At 61.7% G+C, this 22,207-nt stretch carries 24 protein-coding genes; 14 read left to right on the top strand and 10 right to left on the bottom strand.

Annotation, left to right across the window (positions count from 1 at the left end):
• The first annotated feature begins 42 nt into the window (after positions 1-42).
• The 3 genes from ACILSQ_RS02845 to ACILSQ_RS02835 are packed head-to-tail and all read left to right on the top strand — an operon-like array spanning position 43 to position 1,117.
• A complete protein-coding gene (locus ACILSQ_RS02845; protein ID WP_395742067.1) occupies positions 43-612 on the top strand; it encodes a tetratricopeptide repeat protein in 570 nt (189 codons plus the stop codon).
• A gap of 48 nt (positions 613-660) precedes the next feature.
• Entirely contained in the window at positions 661-786 is a 126-nt protein-coding gene (locus tag ACILSQ_RS02840; RefSeq protein WP_395742066.1) for a hypothetical protein, read from the top strand.
• Between the two features lie 13 nt (positions 787-799).
• Positions 800-1,117 carry a hypothetical protein gene (locus ACILSQ_RS02835; RefSeq protein ID WP_395742065.1) on the top strand — a complete coding sequence of 106 codons (318 nt, stop codon included), beginning with the start codon at positions 800-802 and terminating at the stop codon, positions 1,115-1,117.
• 39 nt (positions 1,118-1,156) lie between these two features.
• Here the strand turns inward: ACILSQ_RS02835 and pdhA are convergent, their stop codons facing one another.
• Positions 1,157-2,242: a pyruvate dehydrogenase (acetyl-transferring) E1 component subunit alpha gene (gene pdhA, locus ACILSQ_RS02830; RefSeq protein ID WP_395742064.1), complete on the bottom strand. Its 1,086-nt coding sequence runs from the start codon at positions 2,240-2,242 to the stop codon at positions 1,157-1,159.
• A 298-nt stretch (positions 2,243-2,540) separates the two neighbouring features.
• On the opposite strand from pdhA, the gene ACILSQ_RS02825 reads away from it, so the two are divergent.
• The 3 genes from ACILSQ_RS02825 to ACILSQ_RS02815 all read left to right on the top strand — a co-directional run bounded on the left by ACILSQ_RS02825 (position 2,541) and on the right by ACILSQ_RS02815 (position 6,940).
• The gene (locus tag ACILSQ_RS02825) at positions 2,541-4,460 is read left to right on the top strand and encodes a tRNA uridine-5-carboxymethylaminomethyl modification enzyme MnmG/GidA (RefSeq protein WP_395742063.1); all 1,920 of its coding nucleotides are present in this window, start codon (positions 2,541-2,543) and stop codon (positions 4,458-4,460) included.
• Positions 4,461-4,532: 72 nt separating this feature from the next.
• Positions 4,533-5,699, top strand: a complete 1,167-nt coding sequence (locus ACILSQ_RS02820) for an alpha/beta hydrolase family protein (protein WP_395742062.1) — start codon at positions 4,533-4,535, stop codon at positions 5,697-5,699.
• Positions 5,700-6,184: 485 nt separating this feature from the next.
• The gene (locus tag ACILSQ_RS02815; RefSeq protein ID WP_395742061.1) at positions 6,185-6,940 is read left to right on the top strand and encodes a Fic family protein; all 756 of its coding nucleotides are present in this window, start codon (positions 6,185-6,187) and stop codon (positions 6,938-6,940) included.
• A 195-nt stretch (positions 6,941-7,135) separates the two neighbouring features.
• On the opposite strand, the gene ACILSQ_RS02810 is transcribed toward ACILSQ_RS02815, so the two are convergent.
• Positions 7,136-8,200: a zinc-binding dehydrogenase gene (locus tag ACILSQ_RS02810; RefSeq protein ID WP_395742060.1), complete on the bottom strand. Its 1,065-nt coding sequence runs from the start codon at positions 8,198-8,200 to the stop codon at positions 7,136-7,138.
• Positions 8,201-8,209: 9 nt separating this feature from the next.
• Here ACILSQ_RS02810 and ACILSQ_RS02805 point away from each other — a divergent pair, with 9 nt between their 5' ends.
• Positions 8,210-8,998: a hypothetical protein gene (locus ACILSQ_RS02805; protein WP_395742059.1), complete on the top strand. Its 789-nt coding sequence runs from the start codon at positions 8,210-8,212 to the stop codon at positions 8,996-8,998.
• Positions 8,999-9,180: 182 nt separating this feature from the next.
• Positions 9,181-9,915, top strand: coding sequence for a GDSL-type esterase/lipase family protein (locus ACILSQ_RS02800; RefSeq protein WP_395742058.1), 735 nt, complete (start codon positions 9,181-9,183; stop codon positions 9,913-9,915).
• A 268-nt stretch (positions 9,916-10,183) separates the two neighbouring features.
• On the opposite strand, the gene ACILSQ_RS02795 is transcribed toward ACILSQ_RS02800, so the two are convergent.
• A complete protein-coding gene (locus ACILSQ_RS02795; RefSeq protein WP_395742057.1) occupies positions 10,184-11,491 on the bottom strand; it encodes a family 16 glycoside hydrolase in 1,308 nt (435 codons plus the stop codon).
• 164 nt (positions 11,492-11,655) lie between these two features.
• Here ACILSQ_RS02795 and ACILSQ_RS02790 point away from each other — a divergent pair, with 164 nt between their 5' ends.
• Both ACILSQ_RS02790 and ACILSQ_RS02785 read left to right on the top strand, forming a co-directional pair.
• Positions 11,656-11,895: a hypothetical protein gene (locus ACILSQ_RS02790; protein WP_395742056.1), complete on the top strand. Its 240-nt coding sequence runs from the start codon at positions 11,656-11,658 to the stop codon at positions 11,893-11,895.
• Positions 11,896-12,065: 170 nt separating this feature from the next.
• On the top strand, positions 12,066-12,386 hold the full coding sequence (locus ACILSQ_RS02785; protein ID WP_395742055.1) for a hypothetical protein: 321 nt from the start codon (positions 12,066-12,068) through the stop codon (positions 12,384-12,386).
• A 27-nt stretch (positions 12,387-12,413) separates the two neighbouring features.
• On the opposite strand, the gene ACILSQ_RS02780 is transcribed toward ACILSQ_RS02785, so the two are convergent.
• On the bottom strand, positions 12,414-12,836 hold the full coding sequence (locus ACILSQ_RS02780; protein WP_395742054.1) for an MGMT family protein: 423 nt from the start codon (positions 12,834-12,836) through the stop codon (positions 12,414-12,416).
• 81 nt (positions 12,837-12,917) lie between these two features.
• Between ACILSQ_RS02780 and ACILSQ_RS02775 the strand changes: the two genes are divergently transcribed.
• Positions 12,918-13,469 carry a hypothetical protein gene (locus tag ACILSQ_RS02775; RefSeq protein WP_395742053.1) on the top strand — a complete coding sequence of 184 codons (552 nt, stop codon included), beginning with the start codon at positions 12,918-12,920 and terminating at the stop codon, positions 13,467-13,469.
• Here the strand turns inward: ACILSQ_RS02775 and ACILSQ_RS02770 are convergent.
• Positions 13,466-14,641 carry an autotransporter outer membrane beta-barrel domain-containing protein gene (locus ACILSQ_RS02770; protein WP_395742052.1) on the bottom strand — a complete coding sequence of 392 codons (1,176 nt, stop codon included), beginning with the start codon at positions 14,639-14,641 and terminating at the stop codon, positions 13,466-13,468. The two genes, ACILSQ_RS02775 and ACILSQ_RS02770, sit on opposite strands and share 4 nt — an antisense overlap.
• Before the next feature lie 333 nt (positions 14,642-14,974).
• On the opposite strand from ACILSQ_RS02770, the gene ACILSQ_RS02765 reads away from it, so the two are divergent.
• Positions 14,975-15,262, top strand: a complete 288-nt coding sequence (locus ACILSQ_RS02765; RefSeq protein WP_395742051.1) for a hypothetical protein — start codon at positions 14,975-14,977, stop codon at positions 15,260-15,262.
• Between the two features lie 203 nt (positions 15,263-15,465).
• Complete coding sequence (locus ACILSQ_RS02760; protein ID WP_395742050.1) at positions 15,466-15,921, top strand: hypothetical protein; 456 nt, start codon at positions 15,466-15,468, stop codon at positions 15,919-15,921.
• A 36-nt stretch (positions 15,922-15,957) separates the two neighbouring features.
• On the opposite strand, the gene ACILSQ_RS02755 is transcribed toward ACILSQ_RS02760, so the two are convergent.
• The 4 genes from ACILSQ_RS02755 to ACILSQ_RS02740 form a co-directional block, all read right to left on the bottom strand.
• The gene (locus ACILSQ_RS02755; RefSeq protein ID WP_395742049.1) at positions 15,958-16,710 is read right to left on the bottom strand and encodes a hypothetical protein; all 753 of its coding nucleotides are present in this window, start codon (positions 16,708-16,710) and stop codon (positions 15,958-15,960) included.
• The gene (locus tag ACILSQ_RS02750) at positions 16,707-17,231 is read right to left on the bottom strand and encodes a hypothetical protein (RefSeq protein ID WP_395742048.1); all 525 of its coding nucleotides are present in this window, start codon (positions 17,229-17,231) and stop codon (positions 16,707-16,709) included. Before ACILSQ_RS02750 ends, ACILSQ_RS02755 begins: the two co-directional genes overlap by 4 nt.
• A 77-nt stretch (positions 17,232-17,308) precedes the next feature.
• Positions 17,309-17,608, bottom strand: coding sequence for a hypothetical protein (locus ACILSQ_RS02745; RefSeq protein ID WP_395742047.1), 300 nt, complete (start codon positions 17,606-17,608; stop codon positions 17,309-17,311).
• 216 nt (positions 17,609-17,824) lie between these two features.
• On the bottom strand, positions 17,825-18,253 hold the full coding sequence (locus ACILSQ_RS02740) for a peptidoglycan endopeptidase (RefSeq protein WP_395742046.1): 429 nt from the start codon (positions 18,251-18,253) through the stop codon (positions 17,825-17,827).
• Between the two features lie 309 nt (positions 18,254-18,562).
• Here ACILSQ_RS02740 and ACILSQ_RS02735 point away from each other — a divergent pair, with 309 nt between their 5' ends.
• Positions 18,563-20,206 (top strand): pectate lyase, encoded by a 1,644-nt coding sequence (locus ACILSQ_RS02735; RefSeq protein ID WP_395742045.1) that lies wholly within the window; start codon positions 18,563-18,565, stop codon positions 20,204-20,206.
• A gap of 460 nt (positions 20,207-20,666) precedes the next feature.
• On the opposite strand, the gene ACILSQ_RS02730 is transcribed toward ACILSQ_RS02735, so the two are convergent.
• On the bottom strand, positions 20,667-22,178 hold the full coding sequence (locus tag ACILSQ_RS02730; RefSeq protein ID WP_395742044.1) for a Gfo/Idh/MocA family protein: 1,512 nt from the start codon (positions 22,176-22,178) through the stop codon (positions 20,667-20,669).
• Positions 22,179-22,207 lie beyond the last annotated feature (29 nt).

Genomic DNA, 22,207 nt, shown 5'->3' with positions numbered 1-22,207 from the left:
TTTCAGCGATTTGATGAAATCACTTCAAATCCATCCACCACCATGAAAACATCTTCTTTGACTGGGTCCCGTGTTTCGATGGCCGTCGTGCTTCTGACGACCGCTCTTTTTACCGCCATCTCGCCGATCAAGGCGGAGGACCTGAACGCCCTCTATCAGCAGGGGCGCGCGGCCTACTATCGCGGCGACATGGACACGGCCTACCGGCTCCTGTCCCGCGTGGCGGCGGCGAATCCGAAGCATGCTGAGACTGCGAACATGCTGGCCTACATCCGCGCGAATCATCCGGTGAAGGATGACTCGCTGAAAAATCAATATGCCGCCGTCACCCTGCCCAAGGTGGACATGACGGACGTGACTCTGAAGGAGGCCGTGGAAGGACTGCGGGCTCTGGCCAAGAATGCCAGCGACGGCAAGGTGACGCCGAATGTGATCATCAAGGGCGAGGAGCTGGCCGGGAAAAAACTGAGCCTGTCTTTGTCCAACATCCCCCTCAGTGAGGCGCTGAACTATGTGACTCAGATGGTGGGGGCGAAGGTCACCTATGACAAGCATGCCGTCATCCTGAGCAGTCAGGCGGACACGGTCATTTCGTCTGGCGGCGGGAAGTGAGTGCTTAACATATTGATGATAAATGATTTAGGCTACTAGGGGCGTCCCATGTTTGAGGAAGAAATGGAGACATGGCATCAGCGCCAGATCGCGGATTTCGCTCCTCTACTGGCTGGCACCGTGGCCGAGGCCTGGGAGGTGCGTGCTTGTCTGGAGGGAGCGGGGACGCATTGAGGACTACCTCAGGATGGTTCGTCTCCCCAGCTACACGCCTTGGCGGGGCAAGCGGCTCGCTCAGGAGTTCGTTAGAAAATTTCGCGATGACTATCCCTTTCTGCTGCCCTTCCTGTCTTCCGAGGAGGAATTTCTCCGCGTCTCGGCCGTCGAGCTTTTGGAATACCTATGCTGTCACTTCGAGACGGTTCCCGCAGAGCTCCTCGCGCTTCGGCAACCTCTTCCCGACCTCATCAAGGAAGAGGTGGAGCTGAACCACTTCACCAGGGGCCAGGGCATCGAGACAGTGGGTGACCTGCTGTGCAATGAGTACCTGCCCGAGGACGACTGAAAATAAGTCCACACGGGTCACTGGAAGCAACCCGGTGCTTCAGTCGTTGAAGAAGTGGCGTCCGGTCTGGCCGGCTTCGGTCTTGTTGTCCACTTCCCAGTACACATCTTCGAAGATGGTCTCCGGTTCGGGATAGGGGCTGTTCTTGGCGAACTCGGCGGAATCTTCGGCTTCCTTCTGAGCTTCCTTGTCGATCTTCTTCAGCTCTTCTTCGGTGGCCACGCCTTCCTTGAGGAGGTTGCGCTTCCACACCTGGATGGGGTCGTGGTCGTTCTGGAATTTTTCCACTTCCTCCTTGGTGCGGTATTTGAACTTGTTGGCGTCGGCCACGGAATGGCCTTCCCAGCGGTAGGTGGCGATTTCGAGGATGCTCGGCTTGGACTCGTTGTGAGCGCGGGCGATGGCCTTGCCGACTCCGGCGCGGACTTCATAGACGTCTTCACCGTTGAACTGCTCCCAGGCCATGCCATAGCCTTCGGCGCGCTTGGCCAGGAAATCCTGGTAGGCGGAGGAGCGCTGCTGGCTGGTGCCCATGGAGTAGCCGTTGTTTTCGATGACGTAGATCACGGGCAGGTCCCAGAGTTCGGCAAGATTCAGGGACTCATGGAAGGCACCCTGGTTCACCGCGCCATCGCCGAGGAAGCAGAGGGCGGCACCTTTGAGGCCGCGATATTTCAGACCGTAGGCGAGGCCGAGACCCAGCGGGGTCTGGCCGGCGACGATGCCGTGGCCACCCCAGTAATTCTTTTCAGGAGCGAAATAGTGCATGGAGCCGCCCTTGCCGCGGGAGCAGCCGGTGGCTTTGCCGAAGAGTTCGGCCATGCATTCGTTCATGCCCATGCCCACAGCCAGCGCGTGGCCATGGTCGCGGTAGGCAGTGATGACGTGGTCGTTTTCGCCCATGACGGAGACGGTGCCCACCGCCACGGATTCCTGGCCGATGTAGAGGTGGAGGAAACCGCCCATGCGCCCGGCCTGGTAGTGCTGCAGGGACACCTGCTCAAAACGGCGGATGCGGACCATCTTGCGGTAGAGCTCGATCTTGTCGGCGGCGGTGAGCTTCTGATTGATGGGGTCGGCAGCGTGTTTTGCCAGGGTGTTTGAAGGGGCGGTTGCAGTGGCCATGGGGTGGGTCGATACTAGCTGGATGCATGCCGGAAGCAAGCGGGGTGTTTGCCCGGCGGGACGGGATGGGCGAGGTCCCATGCGGAAGGATGTGGGAAGAAGGGGCCCGATGGCGACGTCGGCAAAGCTGTGGGGCGCGCCGTGACGGCCGGAAGGTTCCCCTGCCCCTCTTGTCCTTCTTTCTTCTGCCGCTTTTCATCTAGCACCATCGCTTCCCCGCCCCTCTGAAACGCTGTTCACGATTCCAGTTTGTTCCACATGGAACATTTTGGTGGGTTGTGCTACTGTCGTGACCCCCATGTCCACGAGCCTCTACACCTTCCCCAAGCACTATGACGTCATCGTCTGCGGCGCCGGCCATGCTGGCGTGGAGGCGGCGATGGCGGCCGCAAGGCTTGGTTGCCAGACGGCCATTCTCACCCAGAACCTGGACACCATTTCCCAGATGTCCTGCAACCCGGCGATTGGGGGACTGGCCAAGGGACATGTGGTGCGGGAGATCGATGCCCTCGGCGGGGTTATGGGCCGGAACACGGACGCCACTGGCATTCAGTTCCGCATGCTGAATGCCCGGAAAGGCCCCAGCGTGCAGGCTCCCCGGGCCCAGTGCGACAAGAAGGCCTACCAATTTCGCATGAAGTGGCTGCTGGAAAACCAGCCCAATCTCGACATGCACCAAGGCAACGCTGCCGAGATCTTGGTCGAAAACGACGCCCTTGTCGGTGTTCGGACCAGCCTGGGGATGGTCTATCGAGCCAAGGCGGTGGTCATTTCCTCCGGTACTTTCATGCGCGGACTGCTCCATGTGGGCCAGCAAAACCAGGCTGGAGGCCGCATGGGAGACACCATTTCCACACTTTCCGACAGCCTCCGGGCGCTCGGCTTTGACGTCCAGCGCTTCAAGACCGGCACCCCCTGCCGCCTGAACAGCCGCAGCATCGACTTCTCCAAGTGCGAGATCCAGCCCGGGGATGAGCCCGCGCCGCGCTTCAGCTACCTCTCCGGTACCCTCCCCGAGGACGAACCAGAGGCCCAAATCGAAGGCTCCCCTCCCCTTCCTGGCACGGGCCCGAACCAGTTTACCCTCAATTCCTGGTGCCCTGTAACGTTCCACGTGGAACAAATTCCCTGCTGGATCACCTACACCACCCCCCAAACTCACGACATCATCCGGGCCAACATCCACAAGTCAGCCATGTATTCGGGCAAGATCGAGGGGGTGGGGCCGCGCTACTGCCCCTCCGTGGAGGACAAGGTGGTGCGCTTTGCGGAGAAGGAACGGCACCAGATTTTCCTGGAACCCGAGGGCCGCCACACCCGCGAATTCTACGTGAACGGGGTCTCCACTTCCCTGCCCTTTGAGGTGCAATATGACTTCATCCGCTCCATCCCCGGCTTGGAAAAGGCCGAGATCATCCGCCCCGGCTACGCGGTGGAGTATGACTACTGCCCCCCGACCCAGCTCCATCCCACCCTGGAAACGAAGCGGGTGGCGGGGCTCTATTTTGCCGGGCAGATCAATGGCACCTCCGGGTATGAGGAGGCCGCTGGGCAGGGCCTCATTGCGGGCGCTAATGCGGCGCTCAAGGTGCAGGGCCGCCCGCCGTTCCTGCTCCAACGGAGCCAGGCTTATCTGGCGGTGATGATCGATGATTTGGTGACCAAGGGTACGACGGAGCCCTACCGGCTTTTCACCTCCCGCGCCGAGTACCGGCTGCTGCTGCGGCAGGACAACTGCGACCTCCGGCTCACGCCGCTGGCAGCGGAAGTCGGCCTGGCCTCCCCTTTTCGCGTCCGGCACACGGAGGAAAAGCTCGCCGCCATCGCCGCCGCGCGGAGCCTGCTACAGGAGGCGCGGACGGAGGGGGTGACGCTGGAAAAGTGGCTGCGTCGGCCGGAGAGCAGCCCGTCCATGCTTCCCCTGGAGATCTACTCCCGGTTCACGCCGGAGGTGTGGAGCCTGGTGGAAAACGACGTCAAGTACGCCGGCTACATCACGCGGCAGGAGGACATGGTGGCCAAGACCTCCCGGATGGAGGAGAACCGGATTCCTGCGGACTTTGATTACCACGCCATTCCCGGCCTGAAGGCGGAGGCGAAGCACCGGCTGAGCGCGCTGCGCCCGGCGACCCTGGGGCAGGCGGCGCGGGCGCAGGGGGTGAATCCGGCGGACATTGCGCTGCTGGCGGTGATGCTGAAGCGGGGAGGTGCCGACTAGGGTTTCATTTGTGTCGGCCCCTCTAGAAAAAGAAAATGCCGCATCACGGACAAAAACAAAACCCGAAAACGGATGACCACAAGCCAAGAATTCCAAGTGCCGACCCGCGATGGGCGAACACAGCTCAAAGGGCAAATTGATTGGCCGGATGATGGAGCGGGGCGGCATCCTGCCGTTTTTATTGTCAACGGCGGATGGTTTATGGATCGTGACGGTTTTATGGGCAATTCCGGCACCGAACGGGATCTGGTGTATCGCGATTTGGCCATGGACATCGTCGCGTCAGGGGTGGCTGTGGTCAGGTATGACAATCGAGGCGTGCGATGCAATGAAATGACGATGCCTTCCTGCCATGATGCCGACAGCGAGCTGGAAACCACCAAGCACTATCTCAAATCCTGCATTGATGCCGACATACGGCAAACCGTGAGTGTGGAGACTCAGATGGATGATGTGCATGATCTGTGGAATTTCTTGATGACGCATCCCCGAATCGACCCCCAGCGGGTGGTCATCTGGGCTCATTCCGAAGGAGGGCTGAACGTGGCGCGCCTGATAAGCACGCAGCAGATTGATCCAAAAGGCATAATCTTTGTGGGCGCCGCGACTGAAAGCCCGGCTGAGGGGTTCAGGCGTGCAACGACTGACCGATATGTGGAGCATGTCATGGGCTGGGACAGCGATGGCGATGGTGTGGTGACAAAACTTGATGTAGAGCGCGAATTTCCCCAAAGCCAGCTTTTTGCAGATGTGGCAATGGACCGAAATGTCGTGATGCCCCCGGTCGAAGGATGGACCTTGGAAACTTTGCGAGAACGGTATCAGCGAAACTACGAAGAGATGAAAGCGGCGGCTTTGGCCAAGGCCAATGACGCGCCCTATCCAGATTCTCATCCAGAAATGCGAGTGGTGGCCGCGTCCAACGCCTGGTGGAGACAGTGGTTCGAGGATACCCAACCCATGATCGACCACCTTGCAGCGTATCGCGGACACGCTTCGTTTCACCTTGGGGAAATCGACTCACAGTGCCCGGGCAGGCGTCAATTGGCCTTCGCCGAAGACCGTCTCCGCACGGGCATTTTCGCAAGAGCGCCGCGCTTGGTGCTGCATAAGGATCGTGGCCATTCATTGCGAATGGGTGAACCTGCGGCGGGTCCGATGGACATGGAAGCCAAGGTCTGCCTGATCAAGGAGATGCATGAAATTTTGTCCACGGGTCGAGATGAGCAGAACAAATGATGCAGGTAATTGAAGGCTTAAATAACGCCCGGCATTTTGATTCTTTGTTGAAAATGGTCGCGCAGATCGTGCAAGAGGCTTTTCGCCAGTATTTTCATGCCTTGAGTTTTTGCCGTGGGAGGAAGATCTGTGATTTGGTGCCCTTTTGGTCAGGCGTGAATAGCGCGCGCCGGTGGGAGAGATAGGTATCGACGCTCAACTTATTGGGTATCAGTGATTTGATGCAAATTAGATTACTGAATTGCCTGGCATGCAATACCCCCCTTTTCAAGACTGCTGCAACGGCAGAGCGGTGAACTACAGCATACCAGACTCTGGTATTCTATGCCGCCGGCTCGGCTGTTGATGAAGACAGAGGTGCGGGCTGGCGGTTTCAAGCAGCACCCGACAGGGGGTGATCGTGGCCTTGCTGCCGCCCTGTTTTGCCTGCATGAGCGCGAGCAAAGGCGGGAATCTGATATAATCTGCCGCAGTTATCCGTCTCCATGCACACCTTCCCCGCCATCGACCGCCTCAAGGCGACTCTGGACCAGCATCGGCCGCTGGACCCGGTGATAGTGCGGAATTTGCGGGAAGACCTCATTGTGCGATGGACCTACCATTCCAACGCCATCGAGGGCAACACGCTGACCCTTCAGGAAACCAAGGTGGCTTTGGAGGGCATCACCATCGGCGGCAAGTCCCTGCGGGAGCACCTGGAGGCGGTGAACCATCGCAATGCCATCCTGCTGCTGGAGGATCTGGTCCGGAAAAACGAGCCGCTGACCGAGTGGACCATCAAGTCCCTCCACCAGCTTATCCTGAGAGGCATTGATGACGACAACGCAGGGCGTTATCGCAGTGTGAACGTGCGCATCGCCGGTGCCGCTCACCTTCCGCCGGACCAGTTGCTCGTGCCGCAGTTGATGGAGAACTTTATCGCCTGGCATCAAACGGAGGCCATGGCGCTGCACCCGGTCGAGCGCGCCGCCCGGGTGCACAGCGATTTCGTGAAGATTCACCCCTTTGCCGATGGCAACGGCCGTACCTCGCGGCTGCTCATGAACCTGGAGCTCATGAAGGCGGGCTACCCTCCTGCCGTGCTTCCGGTGGAGATGCGCCTGGCGTACTACACCGCGCTGGATGCCGATCACGTCCGGGGTGAAAAGGACGCGTTCATCCAGATGATTGGCCGCATTGCGAAAGAGGCCTTCCGCCCCTACTTCCATGCCCTGAGTCTGCCCTGGGAAGAAAACCAGTGAATCAGAGCGCGGGACTACCATGACATACCACAAATTCAAAGCCGCCATCCAGCAGCATCTGCGGCGCAGCCGTGCCGGTGCCACCCGGGTGGAGCTACGAGACAAGCTGGGGCTGCCCTATGAGCGTCCCTGCCCGTGAGAAAATGCCTGGCGTAGGGTGCGGCGTTCTTCTGTTCGCCTGACGCGGGACGTGGCTCAGGGTGTGATCAATACCTTCAGCACGCCCTCGGCGCGGCTGCCGAAGACCTCGTAGCCCTGCCTGATGTCCGCGAGGGAGAAGCGGTGGGTGACGAGCATGGTGGGGTCAAATCTGCCGGACTGCACCACATTGATCAGCCGGCGCATGCGTTCTTTGCCGCCGGGGCACAGGGTGGTCACGATGCGGTGATCCCCCAAGCCCGCGGCATACGCCTCATACGGGATCTGCAGTTTCCCGGAATACACGCCAAGGCTGGAAAGCGTGCCTCCCGGACGCAGGCAGCGGAGGCAGGACTCGAAAGTGTCCTGCGTGCCCAGGGCCTCGATAGCTACATCCGCGCCGCCACCGGTCAGCTTTAGCACTTCCTCCACCACATTGCATTCGCGGTAGTTGAGCGTCAGGTCGGCCCCCATCTTTCGCGCCATTTTCAGGCGCTGCTCATCGCCATCCACGCCGATGATGAGAGTGGCGCCCATGAGGCGGGCACCCACGGTGGCGCACAGGCCGATGGGCCCTTGGGCAAAGACCACCACCGTGTCACCGATTTTAATGCGGGCGCTCTCCGCGCCGCCGAAGCCGGTGGAGGCAATGTCCGCCAGCAGCACCACCTGCTCGTCTGTCACCTCGTCAGGAATCCTGGCCAGGTTTGCCTGCGCATAGGGCACGAGGAGATACTCAGCCTGCGCGCCGTCGATGGTGTTGCCAAAGCGCCAGCCCCCCATGGTCTGGCAGCCTTGGCCATGACCGCACTGGGATGACTGACCGGAGAGGCAGGCCCGGCACTGCCCGCAGGGTGTGATGGCCCCGACGAGCACCCGGTCTCCAATGTTGTAGCCCGTGACGCCGACACCCAGTTCCTCGATCACTCCCACGGGCTCATGCCCGATGATGAGCCCGGGCTTGATGGGATATTCGCCACGCACGATGTGCAAATCTGTGCCGCAGATAGTGGTGGCGGTGATGCGCAGCAGCGCCTCTCCCGGCCCCACCGTGGGTTTCGGCACCGACTCCACTCGGATGTCATTGACGCCGTGAAATACAGTGGCCAGCATGGTCTTCATAAGTGGCACATGCCTCGCCGCAAAAGGGCCGCCTGGCTCCCCCGCTCTTGTTCAAATGCGGTGCAGAATTGGTTCTGGTCTGTTGAAAAGAGAATCCGGTTTCGAAAAACCGTCCCCCCTTTAGCGACACCCGGAAACAACCCCCTCTGCGCGCCTGTTATCCCTCATCAAGTCCTCAGTAACCTGCTGTTTATCAAATATTTACCCGCCAATCACCTTAATAATGCCTGGCATTTAGTATGCGTCACGCAGCGCCCCGAAGGCATCCCTCGATTGGCCTTACCGAGCTTTCTTTTTTCCTTTTCGCCGAGATTGAACCGGGCGCTGCTTTTCGGTTTAATCGAGGGCATGCGCTCCTTTTCCTTTTTCGCAGCGTTGGTTATCGGGTTGGTCGCAGGCTTTCCAAGGGCAGCGCATGCGGATGTCCCAGCGACGGAGTTCTTCGCCATCGAAACCTCCAAGCTCGCAAAGCTGGCTCCGGGCGATGCAGATCTGGAGGCTCTTTCCAGCACCAAACTTGCCGAGGTCAGCATCGCGCATGGCTGGTACCGTGACGGGCTTTCCATGAGGTTCGACACAGCGACGTTTCGGATGGACGCGCGGTTCACTGCCAGCGCGTTCCCGCAGAGAGGCTCTGCGTCCATCGGTTACAACATCTCCGCGAGCAATGATCCATCCACGTGGAATCTGCTGGCCGTGCAGGGGCTTGCCGCCAGGCAGGGCGGGCAGTTTATCACTGAAAACTGGAGGGCTCAGCCCGTGACCGTCATTCTGCGTTTTTTGGATCTCAAAAAATAAAACAGCGCCGGGTGGAAACCGCGGCAGGTTATACCAGGGTCTGGTATTCGCACTGCCGGGCCCGGCGGTCCCTCAATGGCTGCGAATCCCTTGCCCGGGAGGAAAATGGGCTCAGGCGGGTCAAAGTTGGCACCTTTTCCTTTTTGCCGGGGATTCATAGCAGCCACCCCACCTCACCCACCATGACCTCGTCTTCCCTGCCCCGCACGTTCACCGCCGCAGTCTGGCTGTTCATTGCTCTGCTAGGTGCTGCCTTCCTCGCTGCTGAGGGGCAGGCACAAAACGTCAAAGCCGGCAAAGGCAAGGCTAAAGACGGCGGCAATCCCGCACGGTGGGAGGAGACCATCAAAAAATTCGAAGCGGCCGATGCCGGCGCGCCACCGCCCAGGGGCGCCGTGCTGCTGGTGGGCGGGTCCAATGCGCGACGCTGGGCCGACGTGAGCACCTACTTCCCGCAGCATCAGGTCATCAATCGCGGCTTCGGCGGCGCACAGCTCACGGACGTGCTGCATTACGCCGGCCGCATCGTACTGCCCTATGCGCCAAAGACCATTCTGCTCAACGCCGGCGGCAATGACCTCGCTGCGGGCAAATCGCCCGGGCAGGTGCGCGACGCGGCGCGCGCCTTTATCACTCAAGTTCACACCACTCTGCCGGACACCCGCATCTACTGCCTGGGCCTCCCGCCGGTGCGCCGCTCCAGCAGCTCGCCCGAGGTGCTGGCGGAGATTCAGAAGATGAACGCGCTGATGGCGGAGCTCGCGAAGATTGAAAAGAATGTGGAGTTCATCGATCTCTTCCCTGCCTTCCTTGATGCCCAGGGGCAGCCCAAGGCGGACTTTTTCGTCGAGGACGGCACGCACTTCAGTCCGAAGGGGTACGCAGCGGTGAGGGACTTGCTGAAGGGGAAGTTTTGATGGGCGACCCCGGGGAAGAAAAGAAAGGAAACGCGCGCCAAAGCGGAGCAAAACAAACAACATTAATGCATTGAATTTCAAAGAACCCTGTCAGGGCAGCTTAAATAATGCCTGGCATTTAGTACGGCATACAGCATACCAAACGGCATCCCACGTGCGCGGGGGGGGCGGTTTGATGGGCGGCCCCCAATGCCTCTCAGGGCCCCCAATGCCTCTCAGAGTGCTGGGCCGCAGTCGTCTGCTTGGGTGTGCTGCGCTGCTGTTGCTTTTACCTCCCCGCCTGCACCCTGAGGTTCCGAACCTCCACAGCCTCACCGGGGCGCAGTTTGAAGCAAAAATAGCCTTTCATACCAGGAGGTGCTTTGCCGTTCTGAACGGGGGCGGAGGCTTCATTGATGCGGGCGGTGAGCTGGCCCTGGCTGCGGCTGAGGAGGACGGGGTGCCATGAGCTGTCCTGCGGCGGGCTCATGACGGAAAGGCGCTGGTTGGCGCCGTCGGCGGACTGGAGATCGAAGGATTCGAGCTGGCCGCGGTAGTCGGCGGAGACGATGAAGTCGCCTTCCAGCAGGGTCCCGTGATAGACGAGGATGGCGCGGGGCCAGTTGCTGTCGGTGGTGTTGCGGGCCGTGAGCACGCCGTCCTGGATCTGCACGGTCATTTTTTCCAAGGGGTGCTCGATCCAGCGGTTGTCAGCCCTGGACCAGCACCACACGCGCCAGTCGGCGGCCTGCATGGGAATCTTCCGCGCGGCCGTGGGAGATATGGGCGCTTCCGCCGTCGAGGGGACCGGCGTTGCCGCGGCAGGGGTGTTGCCGGGAAGTACACGCAGCTTGAGGTTGCGGTAGGCCACGTCGGCACCGTGATCCTGCAGGGCGATGGCGGTGGCACGCTTCACGCCGACGCCGGGGTAATACCTGTATTTGCTGTCAGCGATGATGCGCTGCAGCTCCGCGCTGCCCAGCCCGCACTCGGCCACCTTTTTGCCATTGAGCCAATGCTCCACGTGGCTGCCGTTCACCACCACGCGGCCCTGATTGAACTCACCCACGGGGCGCAGCGTTTTGCCCGTGGGGGTCACGAGCGAGTAGATGGAGGCTGCGAGGCGGTTGGCCGCGTTCTTCGCGTGGGGCTCGTCATCCAGCACCTGGTACTCAAAGCCCAGCGGGCTGTCACCGGTGTCGCCCGCATAAAACGAGGCGGTGCGTTTTTCGCCTTCGGTGAAGAGGTATTCCACGCCGCTGTTGCCGCCGGGACCCACGCGCCATTCGAACTGAAAGTCGAAGTTGGTGTACAGGGCATCCGTCACCAGATCGCCGCCCGTGCCATTAGGGCGGCCGTTGCCCTGAGGCAGCACCAGGCAGCCGTCTTTGATCTGCCAGGAGCCGGGGGTGACGGTCTTCTTTCCATAGGTATGCCAGCCCGCCGTGCTGCGGCCATCAAACAGCAGCTTCCAGCCGGCTGCCTGTTCCTGCGGCGACAGGGTGTTGGCATCAGCGGCCGGCGCGCTGATGGGTCGAGCCAAAAATGCGGCGGCCAGAATAGCCAGAAGGCGAAAGAGGAGGAAAGGTCGGGACATGGCCGGCGGCGTGGGCGGGGCAGTGATGTGGGGATGAAAGCGGAGCCCTGGCGGAAGGCAAGCCCTCAGGTCCCGGCCCCCCCTTTTCCGGGCTGGAGAAAAACTATCGTGCCACGATGTATTTCTTGAATCAGCCGCTGCTGCGCAGACGTTGATTTTAGTCCATGAAGCATCCCAACCTCCCCGCCATATTCGCCCTTGGTTTTGCCATGCTGTTTGCGGCTTCCTGCAGCAGCGTCCCCGATGAAAACGGCACCTACAATGGCCGGCCTGTCCTCACCCGTGCCAGCCACCCGTCCAGAGGTTCCATGCGTCCCGTCAACGGCACCTACCTGGGTCGCCGGTACTTCACGCCACCCGGCGGAAAAGGCGGCCTGCAGTGGGTCGAGATTTACGGCCAGTGAGCGAGGCCGGCCGGGCCGGCTTCATTGGAAATGGACAGGGGATGTCCGTCCGTCCTGTTTGCATGGACACGAGGCATCCAGGAAGAGCCTTCCACCACAAAAGTACTGACAAACGAGGCGATTTATGGATGATCGGCCTTCGCCATCAAGAAACCAGGAAAATGTTTGTCATGCAAAACACCTCATCCGTTCCCGCCATCATTGCCGCCATCCTTTTCGGACTCGCGGCCTGGGCGCCTGCGGCAGAGCCTGCGGATGCCTACCGGAATGCGACGGTGCTTTGTCAGGACGGCATGAAGGCCATGGAGGAGGGCCGCCATGAGGCAGCCGTGGGGAAGCTGCGGGCGGCGCAGACGCTCATCCAAAAAATCAGCCAGAGCGAACCCCATTGGCAGCCCGCCCTGGTGGCTTATCGGCTGCTAAAAATCGAGAACGCCTTGAAGGAGATGGGCACCGGAGAAGGTCCGGAGTCGGTGGTGAATTCGCGTTGAAGGCGGCCCGCTTCTGAAGGGGACCTCTCAGGGCTCCTCGCTCCAGCGGATGTTGCGCCGTACGCCCATGTTGTGGAAATGGGCGTCGGCGTCCTGGATGTATCCCTCTTTGTCGATGCGCAGGCCTTCGGCTTTCAGCAGGCGGCGCTGTTTGCGTGAGGATTCGGCGGGCATGTTCGGGCTGATGCGCGCATTCGCCGCCACCACGCGGTGCCAGGGCAGCGTGGCGGATTCCTCCGGCGTCAGCCGGCTCAGCACCGTGGCCACGTGGCGGGCGATGACGTTCATGTGAACGGCGATGCTGCCATACGTCGTGAACCTGCCCTCCGGAATCAGCGCCACCAAACGCACCACCTCCGCACGGATGCGGGCAAAGGCGACGGATTTTCCACGGGCGGCCATGAGGGCGAGCATGCGCAGCACGCGGGTGTTGTCGATGGCGGGAAACACGGCGTGCGGCGTGTCGTTTCCACAATCCAGTGGGAAATGTCATGGCATGGGCGGGAGGCCTGGTGGAGGTTCGCGTCCACCATGCAAAGCCCCCTCGCCCATCGTCGTCGTCTAGAACGTGTCGAACTGGAACCCGGCCTGACCGCGTTTCGCTGTCCTGAAACCGGCGGGCATTGGATCCCCGGGGAGAATTACTGGCGCTGGCGCAGCTCCCTGCCTGCGGCGGCGGTGCAGGTGGCGGACGAGAGCCACGCCGCCCAGCCCGCACCGGTGAGCGAGTTTGACGATGCGCTGAAGCTCTGCCCTGAATCCGGCACCGTGATGACGCGCTACCGCGTGGGGTACGGGCAGTCATTTCGAGTGGAGCGCTCATCCACCGGCGGCATCTGGCTGGATGGCGGTGAGTGGGAGGCCCTCTGCGGCGGCCAACTGCAGAACTCCCTTCACCTGATCTTCACGGCACCCTGGCAGAAGGCCGTGCGGCAGCAGGGGCTGGATGCCGCCCAACTGGCGCAGCTCCGCGAACGGCTGGGTGCAGAGCTGCTGGAGCGGCTTCAGGGACTGCGCGCGGAGCTGGCGGCGCACCCGCAAAGGTCCGCCGCCCTGGCCTTCCTGAATGCCGCGGCAGACTAGAACTTGTAGCTGAAGCGCACGGTGCCGTAGTGCGCCTGCATGTTTTCGCGGAGGTACTGGCCCTGGTAGGTCAGGAGCATGCTGAAGTCCCGGGTGAATTCAAAATTGACCCCCGCACCGGCCACCATGTAGGACTGGCCTGGAGACTGGTTGGTGATGGTGACGGGCAGACTGGTGCTGACGCCGTTGTTGTTGTTGATGTTCTGGCGCTCATAGGTGAGGCGAAGCTGGGGAGTGATTTTGGCGAAGCTCGTGTCAAACTCCGTGCTGGCGCTCCAGCCAACGCGGGTGATGAGGGAATCCACGGAGTGCGAGGCATAGCTGAGGGCTGCGCCGCCGCCGCCGGCTTCGTTGTAGCCGCTGGTGTTGATGTGAAGCCAGTCAAGACCGACAAGCGGGCCGTGGACGAGCTTCCAGGCGGGAACACGGAAACTCCAGCCGGAGTTGAGCTGGAGGGCGTTGGTCATGGCATTAAAATTGCCGAGCGCCTGAGGGAAGCCGACGGGGTTGCGTTTAGTGTCGAGGTCAAAGGTGCCCCAGCTATAGAGCAGGTCCGTCCAGAAGGAGCGGCGCACGTAGGAGCCGTAGGCGGAGAGGGCGACCCCCTGCATGCTGAGACTGCCGAGATTATTGGAGTAAGTTTGATGGCTTTCGAGGAGGTTGGCGGCGAAGCCAAGGGTCAGCCGGCGGGTGAAGTGACGCTCAAGGCCGACGCCGGGCGCCCAGGTTTGGGAGTTCACCCCGGCCTGGGACTGAATGCCGTTGATGTTGACGTTGGCGTAGTTGACGGTGGAGAACACTTCCCACTGGCGGCTTTTGGGAATCGTTTTGGCGATGGGTGTTTCAGGTCCATCCCCCTGGCCGTCGATGACACCCTCATCCACACCGCCGCTGAGGGAGTCTGAAATGGTGTCCTGAGGTTCTTCACCCCAGCCGGCGCGAAGATTGAAGAGACGACCGTTGATGTCTCCGAGAATGCCCTGGACGGAGTTCATGATGCCAGGATCCTGCGAGGTGGCCACCTCCTCTTCGCCCCTTCGGCGGGCCGCTTCTCCCGAAGTGGTGAAACTCATGAGCAGGGAAAGGCTGAGCATGAGCGAGCCGAAGCTGGAGCCGAGGCGGACACGGGAGGGATGAGACGAAGGAAGGAGAGGATGGCGGAATTGCTGCATGGAGTCGTGAGATGATGAGTAACTAAGGGGGGCCGTTTCCCACTTTCCCCGCGAGGGGAAAGCAGTGACAAGGCACCCTGATTATACTCGCCTCTTCCAGACAGTGTTAAGCGCGAGAACCGATTCTTTGCTAAGTCTAGCTTTAGGGCCGGGGGATGGGATGTGGCAGCGGTCCACCGCCCTGGCCTTTCTTGAAGGTACCCCTGTGAAGGCCCAGGCTTTGCCTGAGCCGCATTCGAGAGAGACTCTCTGGCACAAATTTCGGGCCTCGAAAATCGAATGGCCAGGCGGAAGGAGGCGTCGAAATCAAAGGAACAAACCTCCCTTACTTGTATGAAAACACTTCTTTCCCTTCTCGCAGCGGTCAGCGTGTTCAGCATTGCAGCTCCCGCAAACGCCGCTCATCCGTATCTGCATCAGCGCCGGATCGTGAATTACATCAATGGCATGCCCGTGTACGCCACCTACCAGATCGTGGGCTACAATCGCATGGGCCTCCCGATCTACCAGTGGGTGACCCAGCCTGTGGGCCCGGTCTATGGAAAGCCCGTGCCGCCGGGGCACTGGAATCGATACGGCCACGACCATGGTCTGCACAAAGGCTGGTATCATCACCGCTAAGCGGGGGTGATTGAAAGCTGCGATTTTGGTCGGCGCTTCGGCAGCAGAAGGCAGTCCTCTCGCCGCGCGGGAGAGACTGCTTTTCGCGGCGGGAGAACGCCGGGCGGGGGCTGCTCTTCAAACAGCACCCACCTGCCGGGTGCCCATTGAATAAGCTGGACGGCCGGGCGTTTAATCAGGTGGAGCAACCCTCCATGAACCTTATGAAGACACTCATCAGCCTCCTTGCTGCGGCCAGTGTGTTTGGCCTCGCAGCTCCTGCAGGCGCCTACCTGCCGCCGGTTCCCGTACCCTCCCTGGGAGTGCAGCCTTATCCGGGCGCGCGCCGGATCGTGAGCTACCTCACCAACGGGACACCCGTGTATGCCGTGTATCAGATCGTCGGTTATGACGCGATGGGCTACCCCATTTACCAGTGGGTCACGCAGCCCACCTCCACGTATGTGCGGCCGTATTACGGCGGCGGCTACGGGTATCGCAGCTACCACTATCGGCCTTCCTACGTTCGCCCTGGGTATGTGCTGCCCTCCCATGGCGGGCACGTCGGTCACAGCAGGGGCCCGGTGTTTCACGGCGGCGGTCATGTGAGCCATGGCGGCGGCCATGCCAGCCACGGCGGCGGTGGTCACGTGAGTCATGGCGGCGGGCACCATCACTAAAAAGTGTCACCCATGTGCCCGGGAGGGCTTCCGAGGCTAATGGGCTGCCGGTGCTGCTGGCGCTGGGAGCAGACCCTGCTGGCGCAGGGAGGCGAAGAGCTGTTTGCCAAAGGCCTGCAGCCACTCGGCGTCCACCTTGTGCTTCACGCCAGCCGCCGTTTCTTTCTTCGTGGCGGCCCCCTTCCCCGTTGGCGTCAGGGGCGGCACGTGGATGAAGAGCACCAGCCGCAGCGCCTCGGGATGCTCCTTCTGTTCGTGCAGCAGAGCGTAGAGCATTTCCTCGCATAGATAACGGCCGGCGTTCTGAGAGACGTGGGTGGGGAATCCCGCCTGGGTCAGCGCCTCGGCCAGCCCTTCCACCTTCGCGGTCAGGTGCAGCTCCGGTTCGGCGTCTTTGACGACGTCTGGCGTCACAGGTTTGGTGCCATGGTTGTCGGGATACCTGCCGCGCACGTTGTGGGCCACGGTTTCGATCTGAAACTCCGAGGTCCCCTCCCCGAAGGCGATCCACACCTGCGGCAGTTGCTTGACGTCCTTGATGCAGGTCAGCGGGGCACCCCAGATCACAGGCACCTGAAGGCTGCGCACCTCGTTGGGGAAGGCCTTGGCGATTTCCTGCGCCAGGACCCAGGAGGCGTTTTCAGTGCGGCCGCCAAAGGCTTCAAAGCCGCTCACCAGGATGGCCGGCGGAGCCGCAGTCGCAGCCGGGGCAGGCGTTTGCGCAGGTGAGAGGGAGCCCGTCAGGCCAAGGGCCGCGAGCAGGACGAAAGCAGTGGCGGTGGAGTTCATTGCACATGGATGTTGCTGATCTGAAACATGCCGCTGTCGGCCGTCTTCGACTCCAGGTACCAGGTGCCGGAGAGCAGGCTGGACCCCGGCGGGAGGGACCCTGAATACATCACGGACGGTTCTTTGGAGTGACGGTAGGTCTTGCGGAATTTTAAGTGGACGTAGCCGCTGTCTGTCTGGCAGGTGCCGTGGATGTCCGACCAGACAAAGCCATCCTTCAGGGTGCCGGAGCCGGTGTAGGCTTCCTTGACGACGCCGGAAATCTTGCTGGAGCCACGCATCTGCCGGATGGAAATCTCAAAGCTGACCGAGTGCCCCTTCAGCTTCTGGTAGGCGCCGCCGTAGGTGTAGGAGCCCTGATAAATCCCCTGCACATTCGGCGCGGGGGCGCCCGAGAGGCCGTCATTGCCCTCGGGGCTTGCGCAAGAGGCCAGCATCATGGCCAGAACCAGCCCCAGGCTCCAGGACCAGACTCGCCAGCGTTGAAAGAAGCGCGCAATGACCAGGAGCAATGAATTCATGCCCGCAGTCTGTCCAGTGAGGTGCGGCACTGTCAATTGGGAGATACCCTATCTTCAATGAGCGACCGCTGTTTTCTCTACTTCGGGGGTGCGGGTGCGGGCGGTGTGGAAGAGGGAAGCGGCTCTGGCAGCGAAGCCGCCGGGACGGTGGAGCCGGGTGCCAGTGCTTCCTTGGCGGCGGCCTCTTTGCGGGCGGCCTCCTTGATGGCTGCGGACTCCTTCACCGCCGCCGCTTCTTTGTCAGCCGCAGCGCGCACTTCCACGGCCTTCTGCCGGGACTCCGCATCCATGTCTGCCTGAGCTGGGGACGATTTTTTATGACATGCCGCCAGTCCAAAGGCGAGCGTTAGCAGGAGAAAGCGAAAGGAAGAGTTCATGGGGTGGCCAGGGTGAGAATGGAAGATGAGCCCGCGGCGTTGGACGGGCGGGAAAACTCTGGAAAAAGGGGGAGGGGGCTACCAAGGAATACGCATCGGAGACCTGACTGCGGCCAAAAACGGATCGGGGAAGCACCCTAAAGCACTCTCATGGCCCGGCCTGGCGGCCGTGCAAAGCAGTCCTCCTCCGGGACGCAACGGCGACTTCAGGCTGGCTCACAGCCAGGCGGGATGCCGGGGGTAAAAGCCTGCGTAGGAGCGGCTGCCCACGCGCCAGCGCGGGCCCTCTCCCGTCAGTGCGCCGGAGGTGTCAAAACGCAGGCCGCAGATGTGCATGAACACATGGTGCCCCGGGTTGACGAAAACGGTGACGTAACTCCCGACCCCGGCCCAGGCATAGCGCGCAAAAGCGACGGAGCTGAGCGGCCGGTCCAGCAGCTTTGCCCGGTACAACACGTGGGACACGGAGCCGGAGCAGTCGAAGCCGTTGTCGAAAAGGTATTGGTGCCCGCCGCCCCACTTGTAGGGCTTTCCCACCAGTTCATTGGCGGCCGCCACCAGTTGATGAACCACGGCGGGGTGGCTCTCGTGCGCGAAGGCATAGAGACCGTTGAAATAAAGGGGCACGATTGCAGGAGGTGCCATGAAATAGCCAAGACCTCCTCCAATCGTGCCCAGGGCACCCCACATACCTAGTTTCAGCCAGCGCCTGCGCCCGTCCAACAGCCGCACACATTCGGCTTCGGGCGTGGCGCTCAGAGATTCTGGTATGGGGGTGTCAGCCTCCTGATTTTCCACGTGAGAACGGTATCAGCCGAGTCTGAGCTCGGCTTCTAAATCACTCCTTAGATTGCCCTCAGATACACCTTAGCTTCTTAAGAACCGAAAACGCCCCCGCATCAGCCTGGAATTTAGATCTGCAACCCGGCGGTTTCGGGCAGGTTCAACCCTCCGATGAATGCAGCTTCCTCCGACCGCCGTGGCAGGCCCATCCCGCTCCTGCTCGCCCTTCCCCTGTTGCTTTGGTTTTTCGTTCTGCTGCACGTGCTGCGCCTTTCCACCGGCTTTAACTGGATGGTGAAGCACCTGACGCCCTACGTCGTGTTTGGCACCATGACGCTCTGCCCGCTCCTGGCGGCCTGGCTGGGCTGGCGCATGCTGCGTGAAAAAGCGGCAGGCATGCGGGCGCGCGTGGCTCTCTACGGCGGCGGCCTGCTCTTCCTGGGCTTCATCATCTACCCGGGCATTCCGCTGGTGAAGAAATGGACGGCGCCGCAGACCGCGAAGAATCCCGGCCAGCCCAGCGCGCTGCCGCCGCTGGAGGGACTGCCGGTGTTTCCCGGCGCGGAGGGTTTTGGTACGCGCACCCCGGCGGGGCGTGGCGGCAGGGTCATCGAAGTCACCTCGCTGGCAGATCACGGGCCCGGCACGCTGCGGGAGGCGCTGAATGATCCCGCGCCGCGCACCCTGGTGTTTCGCGTGGGCGGGACCATCGGGCTGGAGAGCCCGCTCATCGTCGTGCATCCCTTCCTCACCCTCGCAGGACAGACGGCACCAGGAGATGGTATCTGCCTGAAAAACGCCGGGCTTACCATCGCCACGCATGACGTGCTCATCCAGCATCTGCGCCTGCGGCCTGGCAACGAAGGCCGCATTGAGCCGGACGACAACGACGCGCTCACGATCCTCGGCACGCACGGCAAAGTGACCGACGGCGCGCATCATGTGGTGATCGACCACGTCTCCGCGAGCTGGAGCGAGGATGAGGCCGTGAACACCTGGTTCGGCGCGCATGACATCACCTTTAGCTGGTGCATCGTCAGCGAGGCGCTGGATCACAGCCGCCATCACAAAGGCTACCACAGCGCCGGACTGCTCATCGGCGACGGCTGCGACCATGTGACCGTGCACCACACGCTGATGGCGCACAACGGCTTCCGCAATCCGCTCATCTCCGCCGGCGGCACGCACGACATCCTCAACAATGTGATCTATGATCCCGGCAGCCTGGCGGGAGAGGTCTTTGACAACGACTCCAACTCCTTCGTGAACTTCGTGGGGAACTTCTTCAAACCGGGCCGCTCCACCGAGCCCGGGCTGTATGAGATCATCGTGAATTCCAGCGGCGTTCCGAAGGTCTATGTGGAGGGCAACCGCGGCCCGCACCGCGCGGCAAACAGCGGCGATGAATGGTCGCTGGTGAGCTACAAGTTTGATCAGAAGATCGCGCCCACGCAGTACCGCGCGGCGCAGCGGTTTGCCACGTGGCCTGTGACGGTGACGGATGCGGAGGCTGCTTGCACCAGCGTGCTGGCACAAGCCGGTGCCACGCGGCCCAGGCGCGATGCGGTGGATGCGCGCATCACTGCGGACGTGAAAAATGGCACGGGCTCGATGATCAATTCACCCGCGCAGGTGGGCGGGCATCCTCAACTCGCCAGCGGCACCGCGCCTGCCGACACTGATCACGACGGCATGCCCGATGCATGGGAGCAGGCGCATGGGCTCGATGCGCAAGACCCTGCGGATGGGACGGCGGATGCGGACGGGGATGGATACACGAATCTGGAGGAGTATCTGCATTCGCTGACGGAGTGAGGCGCCGTTGGGTGTGTTTGGCGGATGATGGACTCTTCATCACGCGAACGTTTCTCGGCCAAACCGTCCGGCTGCGAGGGGGGGTGCGTAAGCCTGGGTGCTTGCCGTACGCTGATGGACGGGCGGGCTTCGCCACGGCCGTCCTACGTCCAGACAGCAGCGTTGCTCCAAGGCGCAGGCCTGGCACTTCAAAAATCTAAAATCGATGGCTCGACAATCGTCAATCGATCTCGCGCACAGCGTCGCTGGGCGTGCGTGATTGACGATTGATGAGCATTCGATTGCTGATTGTTGAGGGTCCGGAGTTCCGGCCTGCGACCGACTGCGAGGGGGGGGCGTAAGCCTGGGTGTTTGCCGTACGCTGATGGACGGGCGGGCTTCGCCACGGTAGTCCTACGCCACAAAAAAAACCGCCGCCCGGTGAGGGGCGGCGGTTGAGCAGACGGTGGGTGCTTCAGTCTTACGCCTTCTTGGCTTCCGGCTTCTTCGCGGCGGGCTTTTTGGGCCGTTCCGGCGGGGAGAGGGGCTCGGGGGCGGCTTCCGGCGGGAACTGGATGAGCGGGAAGGGATTCGCCTGCGGCTCCATGGCGTACTCGCGGTCCTTGAACTGACCGGCCTTCGGCACGGGGTAGTTGCCGTCCTTGTCGGCCACGAGCGGCGGCGGGCCGTCGAGCGTGAGCTGATCCGCGTTCGGGGAGAACTCGAAGGGGCTGTTGATGTAGTCGTTGTAGCGCACGACCTGGCCGGTGTGCGCGGCGGCGCGGCCCATGGCGGTCGTCACGCTGGACTTGATGCCGCGCTCCACTTCATTGTAGGGAGTGTCCTTGATGATGGCCTCGATGAGGTCCTGCCACTCAAGATCATACGGATTCGGCTCTGGCTGCTTGCCGCGCCAGATGATGTTGGAGCGCACCATGTTCTGGCCCTTGAAGGTCATGGCCTTGGAGGGGAAGTGGCCGGCGGTGGAGACGATGGCGCTGCCCTTGGTGCCGTGCACCTGGGTGGCAAACTGGGTGTGCGTGTTCAGCGCGGTGCGGCCTTCCAGGTAGAGCTTGGCGCCGTCCTTGAAGGTGTACTCGCAGGAGTAGTGGTCAAAGTTCTGGTCCACGTTGTCGCCACGGTCGCTGCGGCCGCCGCTGGCCTGCACTTCCACGGGCCAGTCGTTCTTCATCCAGCAGGCTTCGTCGATGTTGTGGATGTTGAAGTCGCTGAAGCCGCCGCCGGAGGCCCAGAGGAAGCTGTGGAAATTTTTGATCTGCCAGAGCAGCTCGTTTGGATGGGCCTTTGGATCACGACGCGGAGTGAACACGCTGCCGATGACGCCCTGCATGCGGTACGCACGCATGAGCATCAGGTCGCCGATCTCGCCATCCTGGATGCGGTTGAAGAGCTCGCCACGCACGCGGCAATGGCGGCACATGAGGCCCACGCCCACCTTCAGATTCTTCTTCTTGGCCTCTTCGTTCAAGGCCAGCAGGCGGCGGGCGGTGGGGCCGTCCGTGCAGATGGGCTTTTCCATGAAGATGTTCACGCCCTTGTCGATGGCATACTTGTAATGCACCCAGCGGAAGGCCACCGGCGTGGTGAAGATGGCCACGTCTCCTTTGCGCAGGCTGTCGATGGCATGCTTGTAGGCGTCAAAGCCGATGAACTTCGCATCTTCAGACACGGACATGCGGTCCGGGTGCTTCTTGGTGAGGTTGTCAAAGCTGGAGTCCAGGCGCTCTTTGGAAACGTCCGCCATCGCCACCAGACGCGTCACGCGGGACTGCACGCCCATCGCATTGCTGGCGGCGCCGGTGCCACGACCACCGCAGCCGATCAGGGCGGTGCGGATTTCATCACTGCCGGCGGCGTGCACAAAAGGAATGCTGATGCCGGAGAGCGCGGAAAGGCTGGCGACGGTCTTCGTGGTGGTTTTGAGAAATTCGCGGCGCGATGCCACGACAGGGTCGGTGATAATGGTATTCATGGAGAGCACTTTTGTACGTCACCGGAATA

It is taken from the genome of Prosthecobacter sp. (assembly GCF_044227185.1).
Lineage (GTDB): Bacteria > Verrucomicrobiota > Verrucomicrobiia > Verrucomicrobiales > Verrucomicrobiaceae > Prosthecobacter.
The sequence above is the reverse complement of the archived record's forward strand: the minus strand, read 5'-3'. Positions and strand labels throughout refer to the sequence as shown.

Excerpts from the sequence above, each read along its gene's own strand:
- ACILSQ_RS02845 (WP_395742067.1), top strand. The coding sequence starts at position 43 with ATGAAAACATCTTCTTTGACTGGGTCCCGTGTTTCGATGGCCGTCGTG.
- ACILSQ_RS02840 (WP_395742066.1), top strand. The coding sequence starts at position 661 with ATGTTTGAGGAAGAAATGGAGACATGGCATCAGCGCCAGATCGCGGAT.
- ACILSQ_RS02835 (WP_395742065.1), top strand. The coding sequence starts at position 800 with ATGGTTCGTCTCCCCAGCTACACGCCTTGGCGGGGCAAGCGGCTCGCT.
- pdhA (WP_395742064.1), bottom strand. The coding sequence starts at position 2,242 with ATGGCCACTGCAACCGCCCCTTCAAACACCCTGGCAAAACACGCTGCC.
- ACILSQ_RS02825 (WP_395742063.1), top strand. The coding sequence starts at position 2,541 with ATGTCCACGAGCCTCTACACCTTCCCCAAGCACTATGACGTCATCGTC.
- ACILSQ_RS02820 (WP_395742062.1), top strand. The coding sequence starts at position 4,533 with ATGACCACAAGCCAAGAATTCCAAGTGCCGACCCGCGATGGGCGAACA.
- ACILSQ_RS02815 (WP_395742061.1), top strand. The coding sequence starts at position 6,185 with ATGCACACCTTCCCCGCCATCGACCGCCTCAAGGCGACTCTGGACCAG.
- ACILSQ_RS02810 (WP_395742060.1), bottom strand. The coding sequence starts at position 8,200 with ATGAAGACCATGCTGGCCACTGTATTTCACGGCGTCAATGACATCCGA.
- ACILSQ_RS02805 (WP_395742059.1), top strand. The coding sequence starts at position 8,210 with ATGCCTCGCCGCAAAAGGGCCGCCTGGCTCCCCCGCTCTTGTTCAAAT.
- ACILSQ_RS02800 (WP_395742058.1), top strand. The coding sequence starts at position 9,181 with ATGACCTCGTCTTCCCTGCCCCGCACGTTCACCGCCGCAGTCTGGCTG.
- ACILSQ_RS02795 (WP_395742057.1), bottom strand. The coding sequence starts at position 11,491 with ATGTCCCGACCTTTCCTCCTCTTTCGCCTTCTGGCTATTCTGGCCGCC.
- ACILSQ_RS02790 (WP_395742056.1), top strand. The coding sequence starts at position 11,656 with ATGAAGCATCCCAACCTCCCCGCCATATTCGCCCTTGGTTTTGCCATG.
- ACILSQ_RS02785 (WP_395742055.1), top strand. The coding sequence starts at position 12,066 with ATGCAAAACACCTCATCCGTTCCCGCCATCATTGCCGCCATCCTTTTC.
- ACILSQ_RS02775 (WP_395742053.1), top strand. The coding sequence starts at position 12,918 with ATGCAAAGCCCCCTCGCCCATCGTCGTCGTCTAGAACGTGTCGAACTG.
- ACILSQ_RS02770 (WP_395742052.1), bottom strand. The coding sequence starts at position 14,641 with ATGCAGCAATTCCGCCATCCTCTCCTTCCTTCGTCTCATCCCTCCCGT.
- ACILSQ_RS02765 (WP_395742051.1), top strand. The coding sequence starts at position 14,975 with ATGAAAACACTTCTTTCCCTTCTCGCAGCGGTCAGCGTGTTCAGCATT.
- ACILSQ_RS02760 (WP_395742050.1), top strand. The coding sequence starts at position 15,466 with ATGAAGACACTCATCAGCCTCCTTGCTGCGGCCAGTGTGTTTGGCCTC.
- ACILSQ_RS02755 (WP_395742049.1), bottom strand. The coding sequence starts at position 16,710 with ATGAACTCCACCGCCACTGCTTTCGTCCTGCTCGCGGCCCTTGGCCTG.
- ACILSQ_RS02750 (WP_395742048.1), bottom strand. The coding sequence starts at position 17,231 with ATGAATTCATTGCTCCTGGTCATTGCGCGCTTCTTTCAACGCTGGCGA.
- ACILSQ_RS02745 (WP_395742047.1), bottom strand. The coding sequence starts at position 17,608 with ATGAACTCTTCCTTTCGCTTTCTCCTGCTAACGCTCGCCTTTGGACTG.
- ACILSQ_RS02740 (WP_395742046.1), bottom strand. The coding sequence starts at position 18,253 with ATGGCACCTCCTGCAATCGTGCCCCTTTATTTCAACGGTCTCTATGCC.
- ACILSQ_RS02735 (WP_395742045.1), top strand. The coding sequence starts at position 18,563 with ATGAATGCAGCTTCCTCCGACCGCCGTGGCAGGCCCATCCCGCTCCTG.
- ACILSQ_RS02730 (WP_395742044.1), bottom strand. The coding sequence starts at position 22,178 with ATGAATACCATTATCACCGACCCTGTCGTGGCATCGCGCCGCGAATTT.